This window comes from Psychrobacter sp. Rd 27.2 (genome assembly GCF_001921755.1).
Taxonomy (GTDB): domain Bacteria; phylum Pseudomonadota; class Gammaproteobacteria; order Pseudomonadales; family Moraxellaceae; genus Psychrobacter; species Psychrobacter celer.
The window spans coordinates 119,965-143,727 of sequence record NZ_MRYB01000003.1 but is presented as its reverse complement, the minus strand read 5'-3'; the positions used below and the strand labels follow the sequence as shown (position 1 = coordinate 143,727).

Below are 23,763 nucleotides of genomic sequence, written 5' to 3'. Positions count from 1 at the left end.
CATTTAGTCACCCTTAACAATTTCTGGCGGACCTTCTAGTAGCTCTTCATCCGCAAACTCATTGGCGGTATTGTGCTCAATCGACTCATCAGTGATAAAGCGCTGTTCGGCACGATACAGTATCAACTCATCACGGTTGAACCCACGTATCATGGCATACAACATGACAAATACCACGATAGCAAAGGGAAACCCTGCGACGATAGCCGCCGCTTGCAAGGCGCCAAGCCCGCCCGCTGCCAATAAAATAGCTGCTACCAGACCTTGCATAATGGCCCAAAACAAACGCTGAATCTTAGGCGGATTGGTATCGCCGCCAGCAGTCAGCATATCAATGACAAAGCTGGCCGAATCTGATGATGTCACAAACCACAGTACAATCATCAGAACAATCAACATCGTCGTGGCTTTGGTAAATGGATAAAACTCCATCAGCTTAAAGATAGCGCTACCATAATCGTTTTGTACCACCTCGATAAACCCAGGGTTACCGAGCAGCTCCATGTCTACTGCGACACCGCCAAAGGTCGTGAACCAGAAAAACAAAATAATCATCGGAATAAATAACACGCCGAGCAAAAACTCACGAATGGTACGACCACGAGAGATACGCGCGATAAACACCCCAACAAATGGTGACCAGCTGATCCACCATGCCCAGTAAAATATCGTCCATGAAGACTGCCAATCACCTTTACTATAGGCCTCACTCCAAAAGCTGAGCTGGACGATGTTTTGTATATAGTTGCCGGTGTTTTCGACCAAGCTGTCCATGATGTACTGTGTGGGCCCCATGATAAAAGCAAACCCTAACAACACAAAGGTCAAAACAATATTGGTATCACTTAGGCGTTTGATACCCTTATCCAAGCCCATTAGCAATGAGCCGCAGGCAAGCATGGTGATAAAGGCAATTAAGATAACCTGCATGGTGACAGAATTAGGTAAACCAAACAACCCCTCTAGTCCAGAGTTAATCTGAAGTACGCCAAAACCCAAGGTAGTAACCACGCCAAACATGGTACCAAAGACCGCTAGTGTATCGACCGTATGTCCCCACTTGCCATAGATCTTTTGGCCCAATATCGGGTAGAGACTAGAGCGAATCGATAGAGGCAAACCACGGCGAAAGTGAAAGTAAGCCAATGACAACGCCACGATGGCATAAATGGCCCAAGCGTGTATCCCATAGTGCAAAAACGAGATATTCATCGCTTGTTTGGCAGCCTCTACTGTCTCAGCCTCACCCAGTGGCGGCGCCATAAAGTGATAGACAGGCTCTGCGGTGCCCCAGTACATGATACCGATACCGATACCCGCTGAAAACAGCATACCTATCCAAGATGGCAGGCTATATTGCGGGGTTTCGGTTTGATGACCTAAGCGGATATCACCGTATTTGCTAAAGATTAAATACAAACACAGCACCACGGCCACGTTCATCAGAATAATAAACATCCAACCAAAGCGGTTGGTGATAAAGCTTTGTGCACTAGTAAATATCGTATCTGCTAGCTCTTGAAACAAAGCGCCGAATATAATAAACCCCACAATCAATATTGCAGACGCAATAAATACCGGTTTATTTACTCGCGGAAAAGGCCCTAAGCGACCTATTTTGAGTTCACTCATCTTAGTTATCCAATATGTTAGGGTGAGTTACCTTAACAATATGTTACCCATTTATCAAACCTCGCCCTCGATTGTTAAGTTTTGATACAAAAAAATAGCCTTGAACTCTCAGAGCTATTGCGGCATGACTGTTTAATAGGTGACTTAACACGGTGAATTAACACTGTTTTTCGCGGCGCTAGCCTGCACATAAACACTAGTCACCTTTGACAATCTTTGGCGGACCCTTTAGTAACTCTTCATCGACAAACTCATCAGCGGTATTGCGATCGATAGACTCATCCGTAATATACTGCTGCTGCGCGCGGTACAAAATCAAGCGATCACGGCTCAAACCGCGCCATAACGAATACATCATCACAAAGATGACCAATGCAAATGGCAGACCTGCAACGATGGCAGCGGCTTGTAATGCGTCCAATCCACCTGCAGCCAACAAAATCGCCGCGATTAAACCTTCCATCGTCGCCCAAAACAAACGCTGAATCTTGGGCGGATTGGTATCGCCGCCAGCAGTCAGCATGTCGATGACAAAACTGGCCGAGTCAGAGGAAGTCACAAACCACAGGACAATCATGATGACGATCAACAACGTAATTGGCTTGGTCAGTGGGTAGTACTCAATCAGTCTAAAAATTGCACTGCCGAAGTCTGCATTTACCGCGTCGACCAATCCTGGACTCACCAAAGCGGGATCAAGGGCGGCGAGCAGCTCCATATGGATGGCCACCCCGCCAAAGGTCGTAAACCAAAAAAACAAAATCGTCATGGGAATGAGCAGCACGCCAAGGGTAAACTCACGAATGGTACGACCACGGCTAATACGCGCGATAAACACCCCAACGAACGGCGACCAGCTAACCCACCATGCCCAATAAAAAATCGTCCAGCTACTTTGCCAATCGGTATTGCTATACGCCTCGCCCCAAAAGCTCAGTGGCACCATCGCGGCCAGATAGTTTCCGACGTTTTCAAAAAAGCTATCAAAGATAAATAGTGTCGGGCCCAAAACCACCATAAACGCCAGTAGCAAGCCTGTCAGACCCATATTGATATCACTTAAGCGCTTGATACCTTTATCAAGGCCCAACATCAGCGAACCACAAGCCAGCAGCGTGATAAAGGCAATAATGGCAAACTGCACACCGACACTGTTAGGAAAACCAAATAGGTTTTCGAGGCCTGAGTTGATCTGCATCACCCCCAACCCCAGCGAAGTGACTACCCCAAACATCGTGCCAAACACCGCTAAAACATCGACAGTATGGCCCCAGCGTCCATAGATTTTTTGCCCCAATATCGGATACAGAGTCGAGCGTATAGACAGCGGCAACCCCCGTCTAAAGTGGAAGTACGCTAAAGATAGCGCCACGATGGTATAAATCGCCCATGCATGCAGCCCCCAATGCAAAAACGAGAAGTTCATCGCTTGCTTGGCCGCCTCCACGGTCTCAGCCTCACCCAGCGGTGGTGCCATAAAATGATATAATGGCTCGGCGGTGCCCCAATAAACCAGCCCAATACCGATACCTGCTGAAAACAGCATACCTATCCAAGAGACCAAGCTATATTGCGGACGCTCCGTCTGTTTACCCAAACGTATATCACCATAACGACTCGCGATCAGATATAGGCAAAATACCAGCGCCACGTTCATCAATAGGATAAAAAACCAACCGAAGTTGGTGGTGATAAAGCTTTGTAAAAACCCAAATAGAGCGCCTGCCGCTTCTGTAAAGAGCGCCCCAAATATAATAAAACCAACAATCAAAATACTTGATGTGATAAAGACTGGCTTATTGACCCTTGGGAAAGGCCCCATTCTTTCAACTTTTACGTCATTCATCCGTTAATATCTCACCTCCTAAAGAAGCCTACCTTAACAAACCAACCTTTATTTATCAATTCATTACACAATTTCACTCAACACACCCTAAAGAGGTTGCCGACTGACCAACTGTAACAGCTTGGCATCCTTGCCGTCTTCGAGCAGCCAAACTCGCCCATCGACGGCCAACACACTACGCACCCGCTCCCCCATATCGTACCGATAGCGCTCACCTGCCTTCTTACTGCCATTGTTGCTGTCAAGGTGCACCACCATCAGCGCTTGTGAAGACAAGCCACTGATAAGCGCATGCCCTTGCCATGCAGGAAAGTCGTTATGACGGCCAGATGCGTAAATGCTCATTGAGGACGGTGAGATAACAGGCGTCCAAGTGATGTGAGGCGCAGCAAAATCAGGCCGCGTATCATGATCAGGAATATCAGTCCCATTATAATTGCGGCCGTTTGAGACGACCGGCCATCCATAGTTACGACCTTTTTTGATCAAATTAAACTCATCACCGCCGCGCGGCCCCATCTCATGCGCCCAAAGTCTGCCTGCATCGTCAAATACCATACCAAGGACATTGCGATGACCTATCGACCAAAACTGCTTGGCAATCTCGTACTTATCATCGGTAAACGGGTTGTCCTTTGGCACAGAGCCATCTGGATGTAGCCGTATGATTTTTCCCAAGTTGCCACTCATGTCCTGCGCGGGGGCTTTTTGTTGGCGATCACCCGAGCTGATATATAGATACTGACCATCAGGGGAGAAGAGCAAACGATGGCTATAGTGGCCTTGACCGCGTACCTTTGGGGCTTGCTCCCAGATAGGCATCAGCGCTTGTAAGCTTGGCGTCTCAGTATCCAGCCCCGTTAGTGCCGCTTTGATAACTTTTGCCCCAAACTTGCCCCTATCGCCGCCTGTACCTGCCTCAGCATAGCTGAGATATATCTGCTTAGAGGTAAAAAAATCAGGCGCTAGGACAACGTCACCCAGACCGCCCTGCCCGCCATACGCTACTTTTGGTATACCCGCTACGGCTGTCTTGCTACCCGTGGCAGTATCAACGACAAACAGCTCGCCGGTCTTTTGGGTCACCAAGAGCTTGGGGGACTGATTATCCGCCGTTGGTAGTGCTGTCATTGCCCAAGGCTCATTAAAGCTGGCGAGCGCTTTTGTATCAAAGATAGGTCTTTCGGTATTGGCCGCCAAATCGCGCGCTGCGGCTTGGCCGTCCTTGTATTCTGTCAGATCGGCATCGGTATTGACGGCTGCAGGATTGGAGCATGCAGAGGCACTAAACAGCAGTGACGCTACCACGAGCGATAGTAGCCACGGCGTTTTTATTCTTTTTTTAATAATAATCATCCTGATTTACCTCCTTAATCTTGCCGTCTTTTTATGTGCTTTATCATTATTTATACCACAATCAAGGTGTGTAAACGGTAAATAATGTTGGCACAAAAAAAACCCCTTACCTGACCATATAAAAATAGGCAGATAAGGGGTTTTGGATTTTTCATTAGCTAGCAGAGACCGCTAAACTAACTCAATGAAAAACAAGCGCTTGATTTAGCTCATTCTGAGCTTATCAAATGTCAGCTGATCATCTGCGCCGACATCGACTTTGATGATATCACCTGCGACAAAGTCACCAGCCAATAGCTTTAATGACAGTGGGTTTTCGATCTCTTGCTGGATCGCACGTTTTAGTGGACGCGCGCCATAGACAGGATCGTAACCGACAGCGACTAGTTTGTTCATCGCATCGGCTGACAGCTCGATATCCATCTCACGCTCTTGGATACGCTGACGTAGACGCTGCAACTGAATGTCAGCAATACCAGCCATCTGCGACATGCCAAGCGGATGGAATACCACAATCTCATCGATACGGTTGACAAACTCTGGGCGGAAATGCTGTCCGACCGAATCCATCACCTCAGACTTGATGTCTTCATAGCTCTCGCCGACCATCTCTTGGATTTTGTGTGAGCCTAAGTTACTGGTCATCACAATCACTGTATTTTTAAAGTCGACCACGCGGCCTTGTGAGTCGGTCAAACGTCCATCGTCTAACACTTGTAGCAAGATATTAAACACATCAGGATGCGCTTTTTCGACCTCATCAAACAATATCACGCTATAAGGCTTACGGCGTACCGCTTCGGTCAAGGTGCCGCCTTCTTCATAACCGACATAGCCTGGAGGCGCGCCCACTAAGCGGCTGACGCTGTGTTTCTCCATATACTCACTCATGTCGATACGGATGATGGCATCCTCACTATCAAACAAGAAGTTGGCCAGTGATTTGGTCAGCTCAGTTTTACCAACCCCCGTTGGTCCAAGGAACAAGAACGACCCTGAGGGACGATTCGGATCCGATAAACCAGCTCGGCTACGGCGCACCGCATTGGCAACGGCTTCGACCGCTTCATCTTGACCGATGACGCGCTCATGCAGCTTGTCTTCCATCGCTAGCATTTTGTCACGCTCGCCTTGTAGCATTTTGCTGACAGGAATTCCCGTCGCGGCTGCCACCACCTCTGCGATCTCGTTATCCGTGACTTTATTACGCAGCAGTTTGGCACCGCCATTATCACCTGCCAGCTCTTTTTGCTCGGCCAAATCAGACTCTGTAATACGGCGCTCAAGCTGCGGAATCGTCTCGTACTGCAGCTTACTCATGGTCTCGTAGTCGCCTTCGCGGCTGGCCTTGTCATAAGCGATACGCGCTTTGTCCAGCTCGTCTTTTAGCTGCTGAGAGCCTTTAACCAGCGCTTTTTCCGCTTGCCAAACCTCATTGAGATCGGCGTACTCTTTTTCTAGCTCCTCGATTTGGCTATCAAGCACTTTACGCTCTGCTTGTGCGCCGGCATCTTCTTCGTTTTTGAGTACTTCTCGCTGCATTTTTAGCTGAATCAGACGGCTATCTAGCTTACCGAGCGCTTCAGGCTTGCTGTCCATCTCCATGCGCAGGCGACTGGCTGCTTCATCAATTAAGTCAATCGCTTTATCAGGCAGCTTGCGATCGGTGATATAACGATGGCTCATGCGCGCTGCCGCAATAATCGCGCTGTCTTGAATATCGACACCGTGATGCAGCTCATAACGCTCTTTTAGACCACGCAAAATCGCAATGGTGTCTTCAACCGTTGGCTCATCGACCAGCACTTTTTGGAAGCGGCGCTCAAGCGCGGCATCTTTTTCGATGTATTGACGATACTCGTCCAAGGTCGTCGCGCCGACGCAGTGTAGCTCACCGCGCGCCAGTGCAGGCTTTAACATATTGCCTGCATCCATCGCGCCTTCTGACTTACCAGCGCCGACCATGGTGTGCAGCTCATCAATAAATAAGATGACGTTGCCTTCTTGCTTGGCCAAGTCACTTAGCACCCCTTTGAGACGCTCCTCAAACTCACCGCGGAATTTTGCCCCCGCAATAAGCGCGCCTAAGTCTAACGACAGCACTTCCTTACGGCGCAGTCCTTCTGGCACATCGCCATTTATGATTTTTTGCGCCAAGCCTTCGACGATGGCTGTCTTACCGACACCCGGTTCACCGATGAGCACGGGGTTATTTTTGGTGCGGCGCGAGAGCACCTGAATGGTACGGCGAATCTCTTCGTCACGGCCAATGACAGGGTCTAGCTTACCCAGCTCAGCCTGCTCAGTTAAGTTGATAGTATATTTGTTTAGCGCATCACGCTGATCTTCGGCATTTTGATTGTCCACCGTCTCGTCTCCACGTAACTTTTCGATCACAGCCTTTAACTGACTGGCTGTCACGCCTGCATTTTCAAAGATTTTTTTGGTCTCGCCTTGTTCAGCAAGTGCCAATATCACCCATTCAGTGGCAATAAAGTCATCACCTGCCTTCTGCGCTTGGCGATCGGCTAGGTTTAAAATCTTCACTGAGTTTGGGTTTAGGTTGACATCACCTGTCGGCTCGCTAATCGTTGCTTGATTATCGAGCGCCTTGGCAACGCCGTTTTTTAGCGCTGGAATAGACGCGCCGGCCTGCTGACAGATAGATAAGTTAGACTCATCTTGTAGCAATACGGCCAGCAAATGCACAGGGTCTATGCCTGTGTGATCACGTCCTAGAGCCAGGCTTTGCGCCTCGGAGATGGCCGTTTGCAGCTTTTGGGTAAATTTCTCAAATCTCATCGATTTATCCTTTGATATTTCTATATGTTATTGGTCAAAATGGCAGCAGACTGTTATAAGTATTAGACTCGCCTACTCGCCTTTAGTTGATATTTATATAGGGTATAGTACCTTGTATTTCAAGGTATAAACCAGAAAAACCTTACTAATAGCAATGATATAAACTTATCCTTATTCATAAGGTTTTATACCGTGCGCTTCAAGACATCACTTCTTAAAAAAAAGCCGTTATACACATGGTCGTATGGTCGCCAAGTAGGAGTTTATTCCACGATTTCGATCGGTGTATCGATGGCAACTAATGCCATAATTTCATCCATCTCATCGTTGGTCACCGCGATACAGCCATTCGTCCAATCACGCTGCTGGTTGAGCCACGCCAAATGACCAAAGCCATTCATCTGACCGTGAATCATAATATCACTGCCTGGATTCACCCCTTTATTTCTAGCACGCGCAGAGTCGGTGGCATTCGGGTAGCTGATATGAATAGAGCGATACGCAATCGAATGCTCATTTTTATAGTCCAAAGTATAATCACCAGTCGGCGTACGCTCATCGCCTTCTTGTTGTTTATGTCCGACTGGATTATCCCCTAACGCAATGGCATAGGTTTTGATGACTGCGCCTTGACTCATCAGCTTGAGTACGCGCTCGGACTTATCGACATAGACTTTGTCAATCGTGATATTTGCAAGGTCAGTTTGATGGCCTTTGTCAGAGTGATTTGCTGCAGCGAGCGCTTTGTAGCCTGTCAGGCCGGCCCAGCCAGCGCCGAGCAAAATAAGCATCGCCAAGGACAGCAGGATGATTTTTTTGGGGTATAAACGAAAAAATGACACAGTCTTTGCCTTTTATAATCCACCAGTAATGGGTTTTTATAAAATAACAAAAATTTGTGTCAAATATGTGCAAAAAGTATGAATACGCTAAAAGCGCGATTACACCATGCGAATCGCGCCATCAAGGCGAATCACTTCGCCGTTTAGGTAGGCGTTATCAATGATATGAGTGACCAATTTGGCAAACTCGTTTGGAGCACCCAAACGCTTAGGATACGGCACACCTGCTTCTAACTGTTCACGCGCCTTTTCGGGAATGGTATCCATCATCGGTGTGGCAAATACACCAGGCGCGATGGTCATGACTCTGATGCCGTGGCGCGACAGCTCGCGTGCAAGCGGCAAGGTCAGCCCGACCACCCCAGCTTTTGATGATGAATAGCTGGCTTGCCCAACTTGTCCATCAAAGGCGGCGATAGAGGCGGTATTGATGATAATACCGTTGTCTGCGTTTGACGCGTCAGCGCCTGCTGCCACGCGCTTAGCGATGCTAGCCGCTACCAAACGCGCGACGTTAAAAGACCCCACGAGATTGATATGAACCCCGCGGCTAAACGCCTCGAGATCGGCAGGTGTATTTTCACGATCGAGCAGCTTTTGTACCACCGCAATGCCCGCACAGTTGATAGAGCCTTGCAGACCACCGAAGGCTCGTTCGGCCGTGTCTACTGCTGCTTGCACCTCCTCGCCGCTGGTGATATCACAGCGTACAAAACGGCTATTTGCGCCCAGCTCATCAGTCAATGCCTGTCCTGCCGATTCATTTAAATCGGCGATGACCACCTTGCCGCCTTGAGCGACGATCGCCCGTACCACGGCTTCGCCAAGGCCTGATGCACCGCCCGTTACCAAAAAGCTGTGTTGTTCAATTTGCATAATCCTTCCTTTTATTTGTCTGGTATTCTTTGCATGGTAGTCTTTATATTGTACGGAAAAATATTTGAGACAGTGCATGATGCAGTGCTCATCTTAAGCTAATATAGCTAATAAGGCGGCGACTGACGTACAGTCGCCCTTAATATGGCCGCGTCTTGATATCGTCGCGTTTTTCTTGGCTTATGCCGCAGACAAACTACGCAGCAAAAAGCGCTGAATCTTGCCACTTGGGGTCTTGGGCAATGCTGCCACAAACTCAACGTCACGCGGATAGGCGTGTGTCGATAGACGCTTGCGTACCAGGGCTTGTATTTCTTTGGCCAGCTCATCTGAGCCTTCGATACCGTCCTTTAGTACCACATACGACTTGATGGTATGACCGCGCACTTCATCAGGTACGCCGACGGCAGCCGACTCTGCCACCGCATCATGCTCCAGCACGGTGTTTTCGACATCAGTCGGCCCCACACGGTAGCCTGCGGTGATGATAATGTCATCATCACGCCCTGAGAACCAATAGCTACCGTCACTATGACGTTCGACCACATCGCCTGTTAGGTAGTAATCACCGACAAAGGCGTCTTTTTCATTCCAGCTATAACCACGGAAATAAAACGCGGGCGACTGACTGACCACCACTGCCAGCTGGCCTTGCTCACCATCAGGCAAGACATTCATGTCATCATCCAACACGACGAGGGTATGCCCTGGAAGCGCCATACCCATTGAGCCGACAGGACACTCATGGGTCAAAGCATGGTGCTCGCAGCACGTCATTCCCGTCTCAGTTTGTCCATATTGATCACAGACTTTGCAGTTTAGATAGGTCTCCACCCAGTTGACGACCTCGGTATTTAGGGTCTCGCCTGCCGAGTTGGCGCAGCGTAGGGATAGCGCGGCATCGCTATCGTCATGCGCCCGCTCAAACACGCCGCTGGATTTCATCATACGAAAGGCAGTGGGCGAGGAGGCCAAATTGGTAATCTTATGACGCACCATAAAGTCGCGCGTGTTTTCTGCATCAAATCCTGACTCATTAAAATGGGTGGTGATGCCCATCAGCAACGGCCCTGTAATGGCATAATACAACCCATAGGCCCAGCCAGGATCGGCCATATTCCAGTAATTATCATCGGCGCGCAAATCGATGGCATAACGCATATATAGATAAAAAGCCGAGAGCGCGCTGAGAGGGACGCTGACGCCCTTAGATTTACCGACGGTCCCAGAGGTAAACATCTGCAAAAACGGCGCATCTGTCTCCAAGAGCACAGGCTCCGCTGTAGATGACTGCGCTGCTACCACCTCCTCATAAAGATCGTCACCCCAGCCATGGTCCTGCTGGCTATCGTTGCCGCCCACCAAGACCATTTTGGCTTGCTCAGCCAAATCCTCAAACTTGCCGCGGTTCTCAAGGTTGGTAAATACCACTTTGGTATTGGCTTTATCCATACGGTACTTGATCGACTCATAGCCAAAAGCGGTAAATAACGGCTGATACACGGCACCAATACGCCATGTCGCCAATACAATAGTCAGCAGCTCAGGTGTGCGCGGCAGCATGGTCGCCACTTGATCGCCAGCTTGCACGCCATACGACTGGAGCAAGTTGGCAACGTGACCACTGGCCTTATCAAGCTCAGCGAAACTTAGGCGCGTGACGTTGCCTGCTGTGTCTTCGTGTACAAGTGCGAGATGCTCACCCCGCCCATCACGCACATGGCGCCCGCAGCAGGCCATGTAGGCATTTCGCTGGTCGTCCAGATGCTCGCCATATATTTCGGTCAATAAGTTATTGATATTAAAGTTTTGATAATAATCGCGGTAGTGTTGGCGCGTATCGGTGTGAGTTGTCGTGGGGGTCGATGAGGTAGTCATAAGCCAATCCTTTAGCACTTGCAGGTCATTGATGACAAGTGACAACAGCGGCGCATGACATCATGGGTAAAAATGCTCATGAATCAAAACACCACTGTCTCACTTGTAAAACCGCCCTATCCTATGGGCGGTTTTTATTGTCTATACGCTATTAGTAACGCATTTTACTTATTATTTCAATACATAGCGTATCATTTTTATATTATTTCTTTATGTAGTCACGACCGTTCAGCGCAATTGCATGTGACTTATCATCGCCATAGCAGGCTTATGCGACATAGCGTCTCATTGCTAAGCTCACAGGTTATTGCCAAGTACACAGGCAGCTTAATAGCGCTTTTTCTTCACAGCTTTGGTGCTTTTTGCTACGGCCGCGTCGGGCGTTTTTGTATGCTTCAAAAAACTGACCTGCCAAAAACCGTTCGATAAGCATCGGATGAATATAAGAAGCACGGCATACCGCTGGCGTATTGCCAAGCTCTTCGGCCACGCTCTTCACCATATCGGTAACCAGCTGCTGACGCGCCTTGCTAGCAGGAGCGCTGGCTAAGACTGTCCGGCCCGCCGAGGTCTGCAGCTCATCATACAGATAGCTCGCTGCCAGTACACTGGCCATCCAAGTACGAAAGTCCTTTGCACTGTACAATCTGCCCGATGTAAGATCCTCCAAGTCATCGCTGCTCGGCTGTTTGTGCGCCTCTGTATCCGCACACAGATGACGGCGCAAGTAGTCATTGACATCGCTGCTATCCACAACTTGCTTGTCACCATTTTCATCTAAATATTTAAAAATCTGATACCCTGGCAGCTCACTACAGGCTTGCACAATCTCAATCAAGCGCTCGTCTTGTAGCTCGATATGGTGCTCTTTGGCACTTTTGCCGACAAAGTCAAATGCCAGACCGTTATCCGTCTCGCTCACGTGCTTACTGCGCAGCGTACTCAGGCCATAGCTTTTATTCATCTTTGCATAGCGGCTATTACCGATACGAATGAGGGTAGTTTCCAATAACTTGACCACCGCGGCTAATACATTGGCGCGTGATAGCGGCGCTGCTTCTAAATCTGTCTCAACTTGCGCCCGCAGCGTGGGCAACGCGGTCGCAAACCCTATCATCGCGGCAAACTTGGCGTGATCGCGCACGCGATTCCATTCGGGATGATACAAGTACTGCTTGCGCGCTTTGTCATCGCGGCCTGTCGATTGCAAATGCCCTTTTTCATCTTGGCATATCCACACCTCTGACCACATCGGCGGGATGACTAGCGCCTCAAAGCGCGCGCGAAGTTTTTTGCATTTGACCGTGTTGCCGATGGCATCTTTATAAGTAAAACCGCGACCCCAACGCCTGCGCGTAAATCCCGGCTCATCGTCGCTGACGTAACGCAGGTTTGCCAAGCGTGCTAAATGTTCATAATCATGGCGTACATCTTGCGGGGTTGTTTGCTGGTCTAACTTCGCCATAAAAAATACTCGATTGATAAAATAGACGCTTTAGCATAATGAATTGCGGTTATTTTTGCTGTTTGTTTGCCACAAGCAAAGTGTAATTGATGTGTAAATAGCCGTCCAATTACCATAAAAAAAACGCCAAGCATTTAATACTTAGCGTTTTTTATGGCTAGTGTCAATATGACGACGACAAATCTAAAAAGCTTTATTTACCATAAGTGCATAAATAAGCGGTCTCAACCTCAACTTTGACTTGAAATTTTTTATCCGCTTCAATAGTAAACTGTTGACCGGCGTCAAAGGTCTGCCATTCGCTACTTTCTGGCAGTTTAACGGTCAACGCGCCGCTCACCACACTCATGGTCTCAAACTCACTGGTGCCAAATTCATACTCCCCAATTTCCATCACGCCGACAGTCGCTGGCAGAGTAGCTGTCTGAAAGGCGATCGACGTGATTTTATCGTCAAAATAACTATTTACGCTTGGTATAACTTTTCCTTAAGTAATGGTGTTTAAAATGTGTTAATAAGCCTTATAGTCCAGATTTAAGGCTGGCTTCAATGAATTGATCGAGATCACCGTCGAGTACCGCGCTGGTATTAAACGTCTCAACGCCAGTACGCAAGTCCTTGATACGTGAGTCATCGAGCACATACGAGCGAATTTGACTGCCCCAGCCGACGTCAGACTTATTGTCTTCGACCGCTTGCTGTTTTTCCATACGTTTTTGCATCTCAAGCTCATAAAGCTTGGCACGCAGCATTTTCATGGCAGTGGCTTTGTTGCCATGCTGGCTACGCTCGTTTTGACACGTGACCACCACGCCAGTTGGCTCGTGGGTAATACGCACCGCAGAATCAGTGGTGTTGACGTGCTGACCACCCGCGCCCGATGAGCGGTAGGTATCGATACGCAGATCGGCTGGATTGATATCAATCTCGACGTTGTCGTCAATCTCAGGCGAAACAAAAACAGCGGCAAACGACGTATGACGGCCATTGTTGCTATCAAATGGTGACTTACGCACTAGGCGATGCACACCAATCTCGGTACGCAGCCAGCCAAACGCATAATCGCCTTTGATCTCGATCGTCGCTGATTTAATCCCAGCGACGCTACCAGACGACACTTCAATGACCTCGACCTTAAAGCCATGCGACTCCGCCCAGCGCGTATACATCCGCAGCAGCATCTCAGCCCAGTCTTGTGCTTCGGTGCCGCCACTACCCGACTGAATGTCTAAATAGCAGTTGTTTGGGTCCATCTCGCCGCTAAACATCCGGCGGAATTCTAAATCTGCCACACGTTCTTCAGCATCGTCGAGCTCTGCTTGCACATCGCTCAGTAGTGACTCATCCTCTGCTTCTACTGCCAGCTCGAGCATGGCAGAGGCATCTGCCAAGGTAGTCTCAAGCGATATCACCACATCGATGACACCATCAAGCTGACTTTTTTCTTTATTAATCTTGGTCGCGCGCTCAGGATCGTTCCATAGCTCGGGGTTTTCTAATTCCAAATTAATTTCTTCTAGGCGCTCTTGCTTACCATCGAAGTCAAAGATACCTCCGAAGGTCCTGTCCTCGCTCAGATAAGTCTTTGATTTTTTCTTGATACGGATTGATTTCCATAAATAGTCCTGTTTTTTGCTAAAAAATAAAGGTCGCACTCGGGCGCTATTTTAAATGAGATTACGGTTACATAATGGATTAATTGTGCGCTGCCTGGTAGCGGCTCATTGACCAGCCTCAATCGACCAATCTTCGACCGCCCAGCGATGCGCCAGCGCATGAGCATGCAGCGCGTCATCAGGAGACACGCAGACTGCGACGTCCGCCCATTCTAGCAGCGGGATGTCGTTTTTAGAATCTGAATACGCATAAGTTTTTTCAAAACGAACGCCAGCGAGCTGCTGCTTATTTAACCACTTATCGAGATGATAAATCTTACCTTCTTTAAAGTTTGGCTTGTCGGTGAGCTTGCCGGTATAGCGGGCGTCCTTTATCTCAAGCGGCGTCGATAATACATTGCCAGCCTCGACCCCAAAACGCTTTGCGATGGCAGACACCACAAAATCATTGGTCGCGGAGATTATCACCACATCATGCCCTTTTTCCACATGCTGACAGAGCACCTCCATTGCTTTTGGGCGGATGTGCGGCTCGATCTCAGACTTGATATAGTCTTCGCGTAACGCGTGTAGCCTCTCCATCGGCAAGCTGCTCAAAAACTGGGCGACAAACTCATTGTACTCAGTGGCATCGAGCGTGCCTTCGATATAGTCCTGATAAAACTTTTGATTGGCCGTACGATATTCGGCCTCATCGACCAGATTGTGCTTGACGATATACTCGCCCCAAAGATAGTCGCTATCGACATCGAGCAAAGTATGATCCAAATCAAAAAGCGCCAGTTCTTTTGCTATCGGTTGTGCTGCCTGCATAATAAAACCTTATGGTGATTTATAAAAACGATGATTGGTAAAGAAGGGTTAAAAGTTGGGTGATAGTTGGTGACACCCTATCTTCCATGATTCGGTAATATTTGGTGAATACTACTGTTTAGCAAACAAAATTATGCTAACTTTATAATAAAAACAGAGAACCTTATGAAAACGCCCAATCCCCAGTCCACCACCGCTCGTCGACCGAGACGCCCTGCCCGCTCTATCAAAGAGATTAGACGGCGGCAACGAGGAGAGGATTATCAGTCTCCGATGGCACGTATCTTATATGCGCTCTTGACAGCTTTGCTGTATGGCGCTGGCGGATTATTTATCGATCTTGCTATCGTCGTGATTCGCTCTTTATTCAATCTAGGCACGGGTGATATTTTCTGGTTATTTACGCCCATCCTGCTGGTTTTGGGTGCCATTATTGGGTTTTTTGTCGGCAAAAACGCAGGTGCCGAGAGCGTCAATGCCTTACACAATCAGCAAGCTGGCAATAACGCTTATCTCGACGACTACTCTATACGCCATGATATCTTTCGAGGTCTGATGATCGGTATTGCTATCTTTGCGGTTATTTGGCTGGTCATGATGCTCATGACGTAAATACGCGCAACCACAATGTCAGCGAGGATAAGACGAACAACGGATAAAACGAGAAACGACAAAATGAGCCACTCATATCCGCCATTTATTACTTCTTATCATTCAGGCATGGCTATTTCTTTGAGGCCAGTTTTAAACTTCTGACAGCGCTCACTATAGTGCATGGCCGATAGTTTTAACATCGCTGCTTGCTCATCCGTTAGGGTTTTCACCACTTTGGCCGGTGCGCCCATGACCAGTGAGTTATCTGGAATCTCCTTCCCTTCTGTGACTAAGGCTTTGGCACCGATGATACAGTTTTTACCGATTTTGGCATGATTGAGCACCACCGCACCGATTCCGATTAAGCTATTATCGCCAATCTCGCAGCCGTGCAACATTGCCAAATGCCCAATCGTCACATAGTTGCCTATTTTGACTTCGATACCTGCATCGGTATGGATGACGCTGTTTTCTTGTACATTACTATAGTCACCGATATGGATGCGCTCGTTGTCACCGCGAATCACCGCACCAAACCAGACGCTGGCTTGATGGCCCAAATACACATCACCAATCACTTGTGCGCTATTAGCCACCCAGCCATGAAAGGGGCTAGCAAATTCAGGGGTCTTATCTATATACTGGTAAATCATAACGGTTCCTTGTCCTACTAAAAAACGCTGTGGTTAATTGGTCGATGTTACGGCTCATGATGTTACGACTCATTGTGGCAAAGACAACTGTAGAAATCCAGCGCTATTCTTCGAGCCGCTCGCCATCTGGCCAACTTAATTCTGACAACTTGGCACAGCGCTTGCACTGTGTTAAAAAATCAGCTGGCTATCTGCGTCTATATTGTATATAATGCGCAAAATCTGTGCCTAAGCGAGCGGACATGATGCAAGTTACCTATTCACTACCTAGTGAGTTTTGTAGTTTCCATCGATAATGTCTTCTCGCTTTTTTGTGGGCAATTTTTGTGTACGGCCTATATTTTTCTTGAGACTTATTATCTCCAAGGCTTTGAAAATAAAGGATTTACACCGACAGCCAACCACAAGCATCGTCACAGAACTCACAAATAATAGCGGAGGCAAACCTTGAATTCATCGGCAGAAATACAAGCAATTTTGGCACTAGCAGACGGTACAATCTTTCGCGGTGTCAGTATCGGTAGCCTTGGTCATCGTGTCGGTGAGGTGGTGTTTAATACAGCCATGACAGGGTATCAAGAAATCCTAACTGACCCAAGCTACGCGCGCCAGCTGGTCACCCTTACCTACCCGCATATCGGTAATACTGGTACCAACAGCGAAGACACCGAGTCTGGCAACGGCCACCAAGTCTGGGCCGACGGTCTTATCATCCGCGATGCCACCATGGCAACCTCCAACTTCCGTAATTCTCAGTCGCTCAGTGACTATCTACAAGCCCATGACACCGTCGCCATCGCTGAGGTTGATACACGCCAGCTGACCCGTCTACTGCGCGATAAAGGCGCACAAAACGGCTGTATCATGACCGCCTCTAACGGTGAAACAATCAGCCGCGATGATGAGCAAAAAGCCATTAAACTGGCACAAGAGTTTGCCGGTATCAAAGGCATGGACTTGGCAAAAGAGTGCTGCACTAAAGAAAACTTCGAATGGACAGCAGGGACGTGGGATTTGTCCGACACACTGCTAAACCGTGACGCACCTGGTAGCCATGATAGCGGTACAGGCGGTTTTTTTAAGCAGCTTGGCACTCACATCGACTCTAAATACAACGTCGTCGCTTATGACTTCGGTAGCAAAACCAACATCCTACGTATGCTAGTCGATCGCGGCTGTCATGTGACGGTGGTACCAGCACAAACGCCTATCGCAGACGTACTGGCGATGAACCCAGACGGTATCTTTTTATCCAATGGCCCCGGCGACCCTGCCGCCTGTGACTATGCTATCGACGCGGTACGTCACATCATCACCGAGACAGATATTCCGACCTTTGGTATCTGCCTAGGCCATCAGCTGATCGGTCTGGCCAGCGGCGCTAGCACCATCAAGATGAAAACTGGACATCACGGTGCCAACCATCCTGTACAAGATTTGGCCACAGGGACGGTGATGATTACCAGTCAAAACCATGGTTTTGCTGTCGATGAAGACACGCTACCTGACAACGTCAAATCGACTCACCGTTCACTGTTCGATGGTACCAACCAAGGTATTGAACTGACCGACAAGCCAGTGTTTAGCTTCCAAGGTCACCCAGAGGCCAGCCCTGGCCCGCATGATGCTGCGCCACTGTTTGATAAGTTTGCCGAGATGATGGCAGCGGCCAAAGATTAAACGCTTAATATTGACCCATAAATAATAAATATAACGCTTGAAGCACTAAGGGTGGTTCAAGCGACACCATATCAAACACGATAAGCTGAACTGATAATATCGTTACATTATAGATTACTCAAAATATCACCCAAACGAAGGTAGCCCTAACTATGCCAAAACGTACCGACATAAAAAGCATTCTTATCATTGGCGCAGGCCCTATCGTCATCGGCCAAGCGTGTGAGTTTGACTACTCAGGCGCGCAGGCGTGTAAAGCGCTACGCGAGGAAGGCTACCGCGTCATCTTGGTCAACTCAAATCCTGCGACCATCATGACCGACCCTGTAATGGCAGATGCCACCTATATCGAGCCGATTACTTGGCAAACAGTCGAGCAAATCATCGCCAAAGAGCGCCCTGATGCTATTTTGCCGACGATGGGCGGCCAAACGGCGCTGAACTGCGCGCTGGATTTGGACAAGCACGGCATCCTCACCAAATATAACTGTGAGCTGATTGGCGCGACCAAAGACGCAATTGAGATGGCAGAGGATCGTGAGCTGTTTGACCAAGCTATGAAGCGTATCGGCCTTGAGTGCCCACGCGCCGAAACCGCTGAAACCATGGAAGAAGCCTTTGCTACCCAAGAAAAAATGGGTTACCCATGCATCATTCGTCCGTCATTCACCATGGGCGGCTCAGGCGGCGGTATCGCCTACAACCGCGATGAGTTTATCGAAATCTGCGAGCGCGGTTTTGATTTATCACCCAACCATCAGCTGCTTATCGATGAATCACTCATCGGCTGGAAAGAGTATGAGATGGAAGTGGTGCGTGACAAAAACGACAACTGCATCATCATTTGTGCGATTGAGAACTTTGACCCCATGGGCGTACACACGGGCGACTCTATTACTGTCGCGCCTGCGCAGACTCTGACCGATAAAGAATACCAAATCATGCGTAATGCCTCTCTTGCGGTACTGCGTGAGATTGGCGTCGAAACTGGCGGCTCAAACGTGCAGTTCGGTATCAACCCAGACACGGGCCGTATGGTCGTCATCGAGATGAACCCACGCGTATCACGCTCGTCTGCCCTTGCCTCAAAAGCCACAGGCTTCCCGATTGCCAAAATCGCTGCCAAACTGGCTGTTGGTTATACCTTAGATGAATTGCAAAATGACATCACAGGCGGCAAAACGCCAGCCAGCTTTGAACCTGCGCTTGACTATGTCGTCACTAAAATCCCGCGTTTTAACTTCGAAAAATTCCCACAAGCGGACAATATCCTCTCGACGCAAATGAAGTCAGTCGGTGAAGTCATGGCCATCGGCCGTAACTTCCAAGAGTCGATGCAAAAAGCCCTGCGCGGCATGGAAACAGGCTCAGACGGCTTTGATGAGCAAATAGATTTGGCAAAAGTACCGGCTGATAAAGCGCGTTCTGAGGTTATCAACCATCTAACCATCCCAACGCCTGAGCGTATTTACTATCTAGCTGATGCCTTCCGCGTCGGTATGAGTGTCGATGACGTCTTTAACTACACCAAAATTGACCCATGGTTTTTGGTACAGATCGAAGACATCGTCAAAACCGAAGCCGAAGTAAAAACCTTAGGCTTTGGCGGCTTAACTGAACAAAATATGCGCCGCTTTAAGCGCAAAGGTTTATCAGACCTGCGTTTGGCCAAACTACTCGGCGTGTCGCAAAAGCAATTACGCAAAAAACGCTGGGACTTAGCCGTTTATCCAGTCTACAAGCGCGTCGATACCTGTGCGGCAGAGTTTGCCACCAGCACCGCCTACATGTACTCAACCTATGACAGCGAATGCGAGGCCAACCCAACCGATAAGAAAAAAATCATGGTCATCGGCGGCGGTCCTAACCGTATCGGTCAAGGGATTGAGTTTGACTATTGCTGTGTACACGCTGCCCTCGCCATGCGCGAAGACGGCTATGAAACCATCATGGTCAACTGTAACCCAGAAACCGTCTCGACCGATTATGACACCTCAGACCGCCTCTACTTTGAGCCAATCACGTTAGAGGACGTGCTAGAGATCGTCCGTATCGAAAACCCAGACGGCGTCATCGTGCAGTTTGGCGGACAGACGCCATTGAAACTGGCGCGCGCATTAGAATCTGCTGGCGTAAAAATCATCGGTACCAGCCCTGATGCCATCGACCGCGCTGAAGACCGTGAGCGCTTCCAGCACATGATTCAGCAGCTAAACCTCGTGCAGCCATCAAACGCGCTAGCGACCAGCCTAGAAGACGGCTTGGTGAAAGCCAAAGACGTCGGCTATCCGTTAGTCGTTCGCCCATCATACGTCTTGGGTGGCCGCGCAATGGAAATCGTCTATAACGAAGACGAGCTAAAACACTACTTGCGTACCGCTGTACAAGCATCAAACGAAGCGCCCGTCCTATTAGACCGCTTTTTAGATGATGCCATCGAAGTCGATGTCGACTGTGTGTGTGACGGCACTGATGTCGTTATCGGCGGTATCATGCAGCATATCGAACAAGCAGGCGTCCACTCTGGCGACTCGGCATGTTCATTACCGCCTTACTCATTATCAGATGAGCTTTGCGATACCATGCGTGCGCAGACGGTAGCGATGGCAAAAGAGCTTGGCGTGGTCGGCCTAATGAACGTCCAATTCGCAGTAAAAGGCGAAACGGTTTACATTCTAGAAGTGAACCCACGTGCCGCTCGTACCGTGCCGTTTGTCTCCAAATGTATCGGCACCTCACTGGCGCAAGTGGCAGCGCGCTGTATGGCTGGCACTTCATTAAAAGACCAAGGCTTTACGACCGAGATTGTTCCTTCGTTTTACGCAGTAAAAGAAGCGGTCTTCCCGTTTGCCAAGTTCCCAGGGGTTGATCCTATCTTGAGCCCTGAGATGAAATCGACTGGTGAGGTCATGGGCGTTGGTAAAACCTTTGGCGAAGCGTTTTATAAGGCCATTATCGGTAGTAACGAGCGCCTGCCAGGCCTTCCTGTTGAAGGCGAAACCAAAACGGCCTTTATCTCGGTTCGTGATAGCGACAAGGCACAAATCGCCCCTATCGCGCGTCAGCTTGCTGATTTTGGCTTTAATATCGTCTCAACGACGGGTACGCAAAAGGTGCTCAGCGAAGCCGGTATTGCCAGCACTCAGATCAACAAAGTCACCGAAGGCCGTCCGCATATCGTTGATGCCTTGAAAAACGGCAAAATCGACCTTATTATAAATACGACCGAGGGCAAGCAGGCGCAAGAGGATTCGTTCTCTATCCGCCGCAGCGCGCTACAGAATAAAGTGTTTTATGTCACAACCTTAGGTGCAGCGGATGCTGTTTGTAAATCTTATGCCATCGACTTGCCATTTGATGTCTATAAGCTACAAGATTTGCACGAGCAAGCAAAGGTGGTTGACGCGGCCCAATAATTTCAGTAGATTAAGCATTATCGTCAAGCAAATAAAACGCAGCGACAAAACGTGCCAAGCGTTTTGATACGACAATAATGCTTGAGAAGACGTTTACCAAGATAGACCCAAAAAGCATAGTGGCTAAACTGCGACTATGCTTTTTATTATGTAAGATCATGCGCGCATCTTCCCGTTGGTAAATGCGCCGACCCATGATCTGTTTAGCCTTTTCGTATCGTGTATAAAGACCAGCCGAGCCAGTCAGACATGAGCAAGGACTACCCGTCGTAGCCTGCGCTGCGTTTGCCACCGCTCATCGTATCTTTATGCTTGATACAATATAACTCTTTAATATATCAAACCCATTGCAACAACACAGACACCATCTCATCTGAGGTGGTGTGGTGTTATTGGTTTAAGGAAAAAACATGCAACGTTACCCCATGACTCCCCAAGGACACGCGGCGCTAGAAGCCGAACTAAAACAGCTAAAAAGTGTCGATCGCCCTCGTATCACCGCCGCCATCGCCGAAGCCCGCGAGCACGGTGATCTAAAAGAAAACGCTGAATACCATGCCGCACGCGAGCAGCAAGGGTTTTGTGAAGCGCGTATTCGCGACATCGAAGCCAAGCTCGGCGCCGCACAGGTCATTGACCCGACGACCTTGCCAAACGATGGCCGAGTGGTATTCGGTGTGAGCGTGGTCATCGAAAACATGGATACCGAAGAAGAAAAACAATACAAAATCGTCGGTGACGATGAAGCGGATTTTAAAGCAGGCAAAATCTCTGTCAACTCACCCATCGCTCGCGGTCTGATTGGCAAGTTTGAAGGTGATGAAGTACGTATCGAAACGCCAAAAGGTGTGGTGGAGTACGAAATCATGAAAGTCATCTATGACCAATAGTGCCCATTTTTATCTGCTTCATAAATAGCAGATATTATAGACACCTTTTTATAGCAGTTACACAATGCCACTTTTATACTCAATTTGTTTTGCCGCATAATCATGACAAGTTTGCGTGCAAATCCCCAATATAGTGGCTCATTGATGCACCATTATTCAAAATAATGACGGCTTGATAGTCAAGCAGCGCAGTTATAAGCGTGATTATAATTGACTGTCATCAATACTCGATACCCCCGCTATTTGGCATGCGTTACCGTGTCATTTAGCGGGGGTTTTGTTTAGGCCGTTATCTTTTGCCACTTTACGATTGGTGATATTGACTGTTATTTTTTAAGGAGTCTTTTATGAGCTTGACATCGATACCTGTGGTTACTACCCACAAAACCCTCTCCCAAAAAGCATCTGTAGCGATGGCGGTTGCTCTTTTTTTTACCGGTGCATTGCTTGCGGCCAACTTAGTACATGCTGCGCCTGAAGTGACCATTAATTCATCTGCTGGCAATAGCACGACCGTCGTTGAGCAGTACGCTGATGGCAAAACAGCCACCATTACAGCAACGCCCAATGGCATTACGATGAAAGACGGTCTGCCCTATGCGGTCACGCAAGTGACCACAGTGCCACGCTATACGGTGCACCAAAGTGGCAACGACACGGTCGTGACCCAAGGCCGCACCACGGTCACTAGCGTACCTGTCAGCGATCAGCTGACCCAAAAAACCAGCCGCGTCGATGTCATCACCGCTCCTACGACCACCGTCGTGACTAACCCGCCAGCAACGACCCAACCACGCGCAACGACGCAAATCGTATCCACCTCTGTAGATACCTTGCAATTGACGCCCACATTTAGCACGCCTGGCATTGTCAATGCACAGACCAAGGTTATGAAGATATTAAAAAACAGTGACGGCCGCGAAATAGCCGTACCTGCCAACCATATCACCCCAGGCGATGTGATTGAATATCACACCACTTATCTCAATACCACCGCACAACCCGTCACTGACATCAATGCCATGGTATCGCTGCCAAATGGCGTGCAATTGCTATCCTTAAATAGCCCGCTACCCACGCAGGCCACCACTGGCGGCGACAGCTATCAGACCATCCAGCAAGTTGGCAATACCGTGGTCATCAAAGAAAACTATTCTGGTCTTAAGTGGAATTTGGTTGATCTAAGCCCAAATGCTGCTCAAACTGTCGTTATACGTGCGAAAGTTCAGTAAAGACTAGATTTTAGAGTCTGGTTATTTGATCACTCTGAAAATGATAAAAGGTCTTGCTGGCTCATTTTATAGTCGGCAAGGCTTTGTTTATGACGTATCTTGCGACACTACCTGACGTGTTGTTTTATATATTATCCTATAAATACAACGACTTAAGCCTGATTTTGCTAAA

Annotated in this window: 17 protein-coding genes; 5 read left to right on the top strand and 12 right to left on the bottom strand. The window is 48.6% G+C overall.

Translation table 11 applies throughout. The features are described 5' to 3' along the window. Positions 1 to 3 precede the first annotated feature (3 nt). The 11 genes from BTV99_RS04335 to BTV99_RS04285 form a co-directional block, all read right to left on the bottom strand. On the bottom strand, positions 4 to 1,632 hold the full coding sequence (locus tag BTV99_RS04335; protein WP_075101144.1) for a BCCT family transporter: 1,629 nt from the start codon (positions 1,630 to 1,632) through the stop codon (positions 4 to 6). Positions 1,633 to 1,828: 196 nt separating this feature from the next. After that, on the bottom strand, positions 1,829 to 3,478 hold the full coding sequence (locus tag BTV99_RS04330) for a BCCT family transporter (protein ID WP_075101143.1): 1,650 nt from the start codon (positions 3,476 to 3,478) through the stop codon (positions 1,829 to 1,831). A gap of 87 nt (positions 3,479 to 3,565) precedes the next feature. Further along, complete coding sequence (locus BTV99_RS04325; protein ID WP_075101142.1) at positions 3,566 to 4,834, bottom strand: PQQ-dependent sugar dehydrogenase; 1,269 nt, start codon at positions 4,832 to 4,834, stop codon at positions 3,566 to 3,568. A gap of 204 nt (positions 4,835 to 5,038) precedes the next feature. After that, complete coding sequence (gene clpB, locus BTV99_RS04320) at positions 5,039 to 7,636, bottom strand: ATP-dependent chaperone ClpB (protein WP_075101141.1); 2,598 nt, start codon at positions 7,634 to 7,636, stop codon at positions 5,039 to 5,041. A gap of 263 nt (positions 7,637 to 7,899) precedes the next feature. Next, positions 7,900 to 8,478 carry a murein L,D-transpeptidase family protein gene (locus BTV99_RS04315; RefSeq protein ID WP_075101140.1) on the bottom strand — a complete coding sequence of 193 codons (579 nt, stop codon included), beginning with the start codon at positions 8,476 to 8,478 and terminating at the stop codon, positions 7,900 to 7,902. A 99-nt stretch (positions 8,479 to 8,577) separates the two neighbouring features. Beyond that, complete coding sequence (locus BTV99_RS04310; protein WP_075101139.1) at positions 8,578 to 9,354, bottom strand: SDR family NAD(P)-dependent oxidoreductase; 777 nt, start codon at positions 9,352 to 9,354, stop codon at positions 8,578 to 8,580. 180 nt (positions 9,355 to 9,534) lie between these two features. Further along, on the bottom strand, positions 9,535 to 11,232 hold the full coding sequence (locus BTV99_RS04305; protein WP_075101138.1) for an AMP-binding protein: 1,698 nt from the start codon (positions 11,230 to 11,232) through the stop codon (positions 9,535 to 9,537). Between the two features lie 304 nt (positions 11,233 to 11,536). Beyond that, entirely contained in the window at positions 11,537 to 12,697 is a 1,161-nt protein-coding gene (locus BTV99_RS04300) for a DNA topoisomerase IB (protein WP_075101137.1), read from the bottom strand. 193 nt (positions 12,698 to 12,890) lie between these two features. Further along, positions 12,891 to 13,175 carry a pyrimidine/purine nucleoside phosphorylase gene (locus BTV99_RS04295; RefSeq protein ID WP_075101136.1) on the bottom strand — a complete coding sequence of 95 codons (285 nt, stop codon included), beginning with the start codon at positions 13,173 to 13,175 and terminating at the stop codon, positions 12,891 to 12,893. Positions 13,176 to 13,218: 43 nt separating this feature from the next. Beyond that, positions 13,219 to 14,314 (bottom strand): peptide chain release factor 2 gene (gene prfB, locus BTV99_RS04290; RefSeq protein ID WP_143507060.1). Its coding sequence is split into 2 segments (ribosomal slippage): positions 13,219 to 14,241 and positions 14,243 to 14,314, totalling 1,095 coding nucleotides; the frame shifts between segments, so codons are not numbered across the junction. A gap of 104 nt (positions 14,315 to 14,418) precedes the next feature. Next, a complete protein-coding gene (locus tag BTV99_RS04285) occupies positions 14,419 to 15,126 on the bottom strand; it encodes an HAD family phosphatase (RefSeq protein ID WP_075101135.1) in 708 nt (235 codons plus the stop codon). A gap of 165 nt (positions 15,127 to 15,291) precedes the next feature. On the opposite strand from BTV99_RS04285, the gene BTV99_RS04280 reads away from it, so the two are divergent. Further along, complete coding sequence (locus BTV99_RS04280) at positions 15,292 to 15,738, top strand: hypothetical protein (RefSeq protein ID WP_143507058.1); 447 nt, start codon at positions 15,292 to 15,294, stop codon at positions 15,736 to 15,738. A gap of 98 nt (positions 15,739 to 15,836) precedes the next feature. Here the strand turns inward: BTV99_RS04280 and BTV99_RS04275 are convergent, their stop codons facing one another. Next, positions 15,837 to 16,373, bottom strand: a complete 537-nt coding sequence (locus tag BTV99_RS04275; RefSeq protein WP_075101133.1) for a gamma carbonic anhydrase family protein — start codon at positions 16,371 to 16,373, stop codon at positions 15,837 to 15,839. A gap of 447 nt (positions 16,374 to 16,820) precedes the next feature. Between BTV99_RS04275 and carA the strand changes: the two genes are divergently transcribed. The 4 genes from carA to BTV99_RS04250 all read left to right on the top strand — a co-directional run bounded on the left by carA (position 16,821) and on the right by BTV99_RS04250 (position 23,591). Next, the gene (gene carA, locus BTV99_RS04270) at positions 16,821 to 18,053 is read left to right on the top strand and encodes a glutamine-hydrolyzing carbamoyl-phosphate synthase small subunit (protein ID WP_075101132.1); all 1,233 of its coding nucleotides are present in this window, start codon (positions 16,821 to 16,823) and stop codon (positions 18,051 to 18,053) included. Between the two features lie 152 nt (positions 18,054 to 18,205). Further along, positions 18,206 to 21,469, top strand: a complete 3,264-nt coding sequence (carB, locus tag BTV99_RS04265; RefSeq protein WP_075101131.1) for a carbamoyl-phosphate synthase large subunit — start codon at positions 18,206 to 18,208, stop codon at positions 21,467 to 21,469. Between the two features lie 410 nt (positions 21,470 to 21,879). Then, positions 21,880 to 22,359 carry a transcription elongation factor GreA gene (greA, locus tag BTV99_RS04255; RefSeq protein WP_075101129.1) on the top strand — a complete coding sequence of 160 codons (480 nt, stop codon included), beginning with the start codon at positions 21,880 to 21,882 and terminating at the stop codon, positions 22,357 to 22,359. Between the two features lie 347 nt (positions 22,360 to 22,706). After that, positions 22,707 to 23,591, top strand: coding sequence for a hypothetical protein (locus tag BTV99_RS04250; protein ID WP_075101128.1), 885 nt, complete (start codon positions 22,707 to 22,709; stop codon positions 23,589 to 23,591). Positions 23,592 to 23,763: the final 172 nt, after the last annotated feature.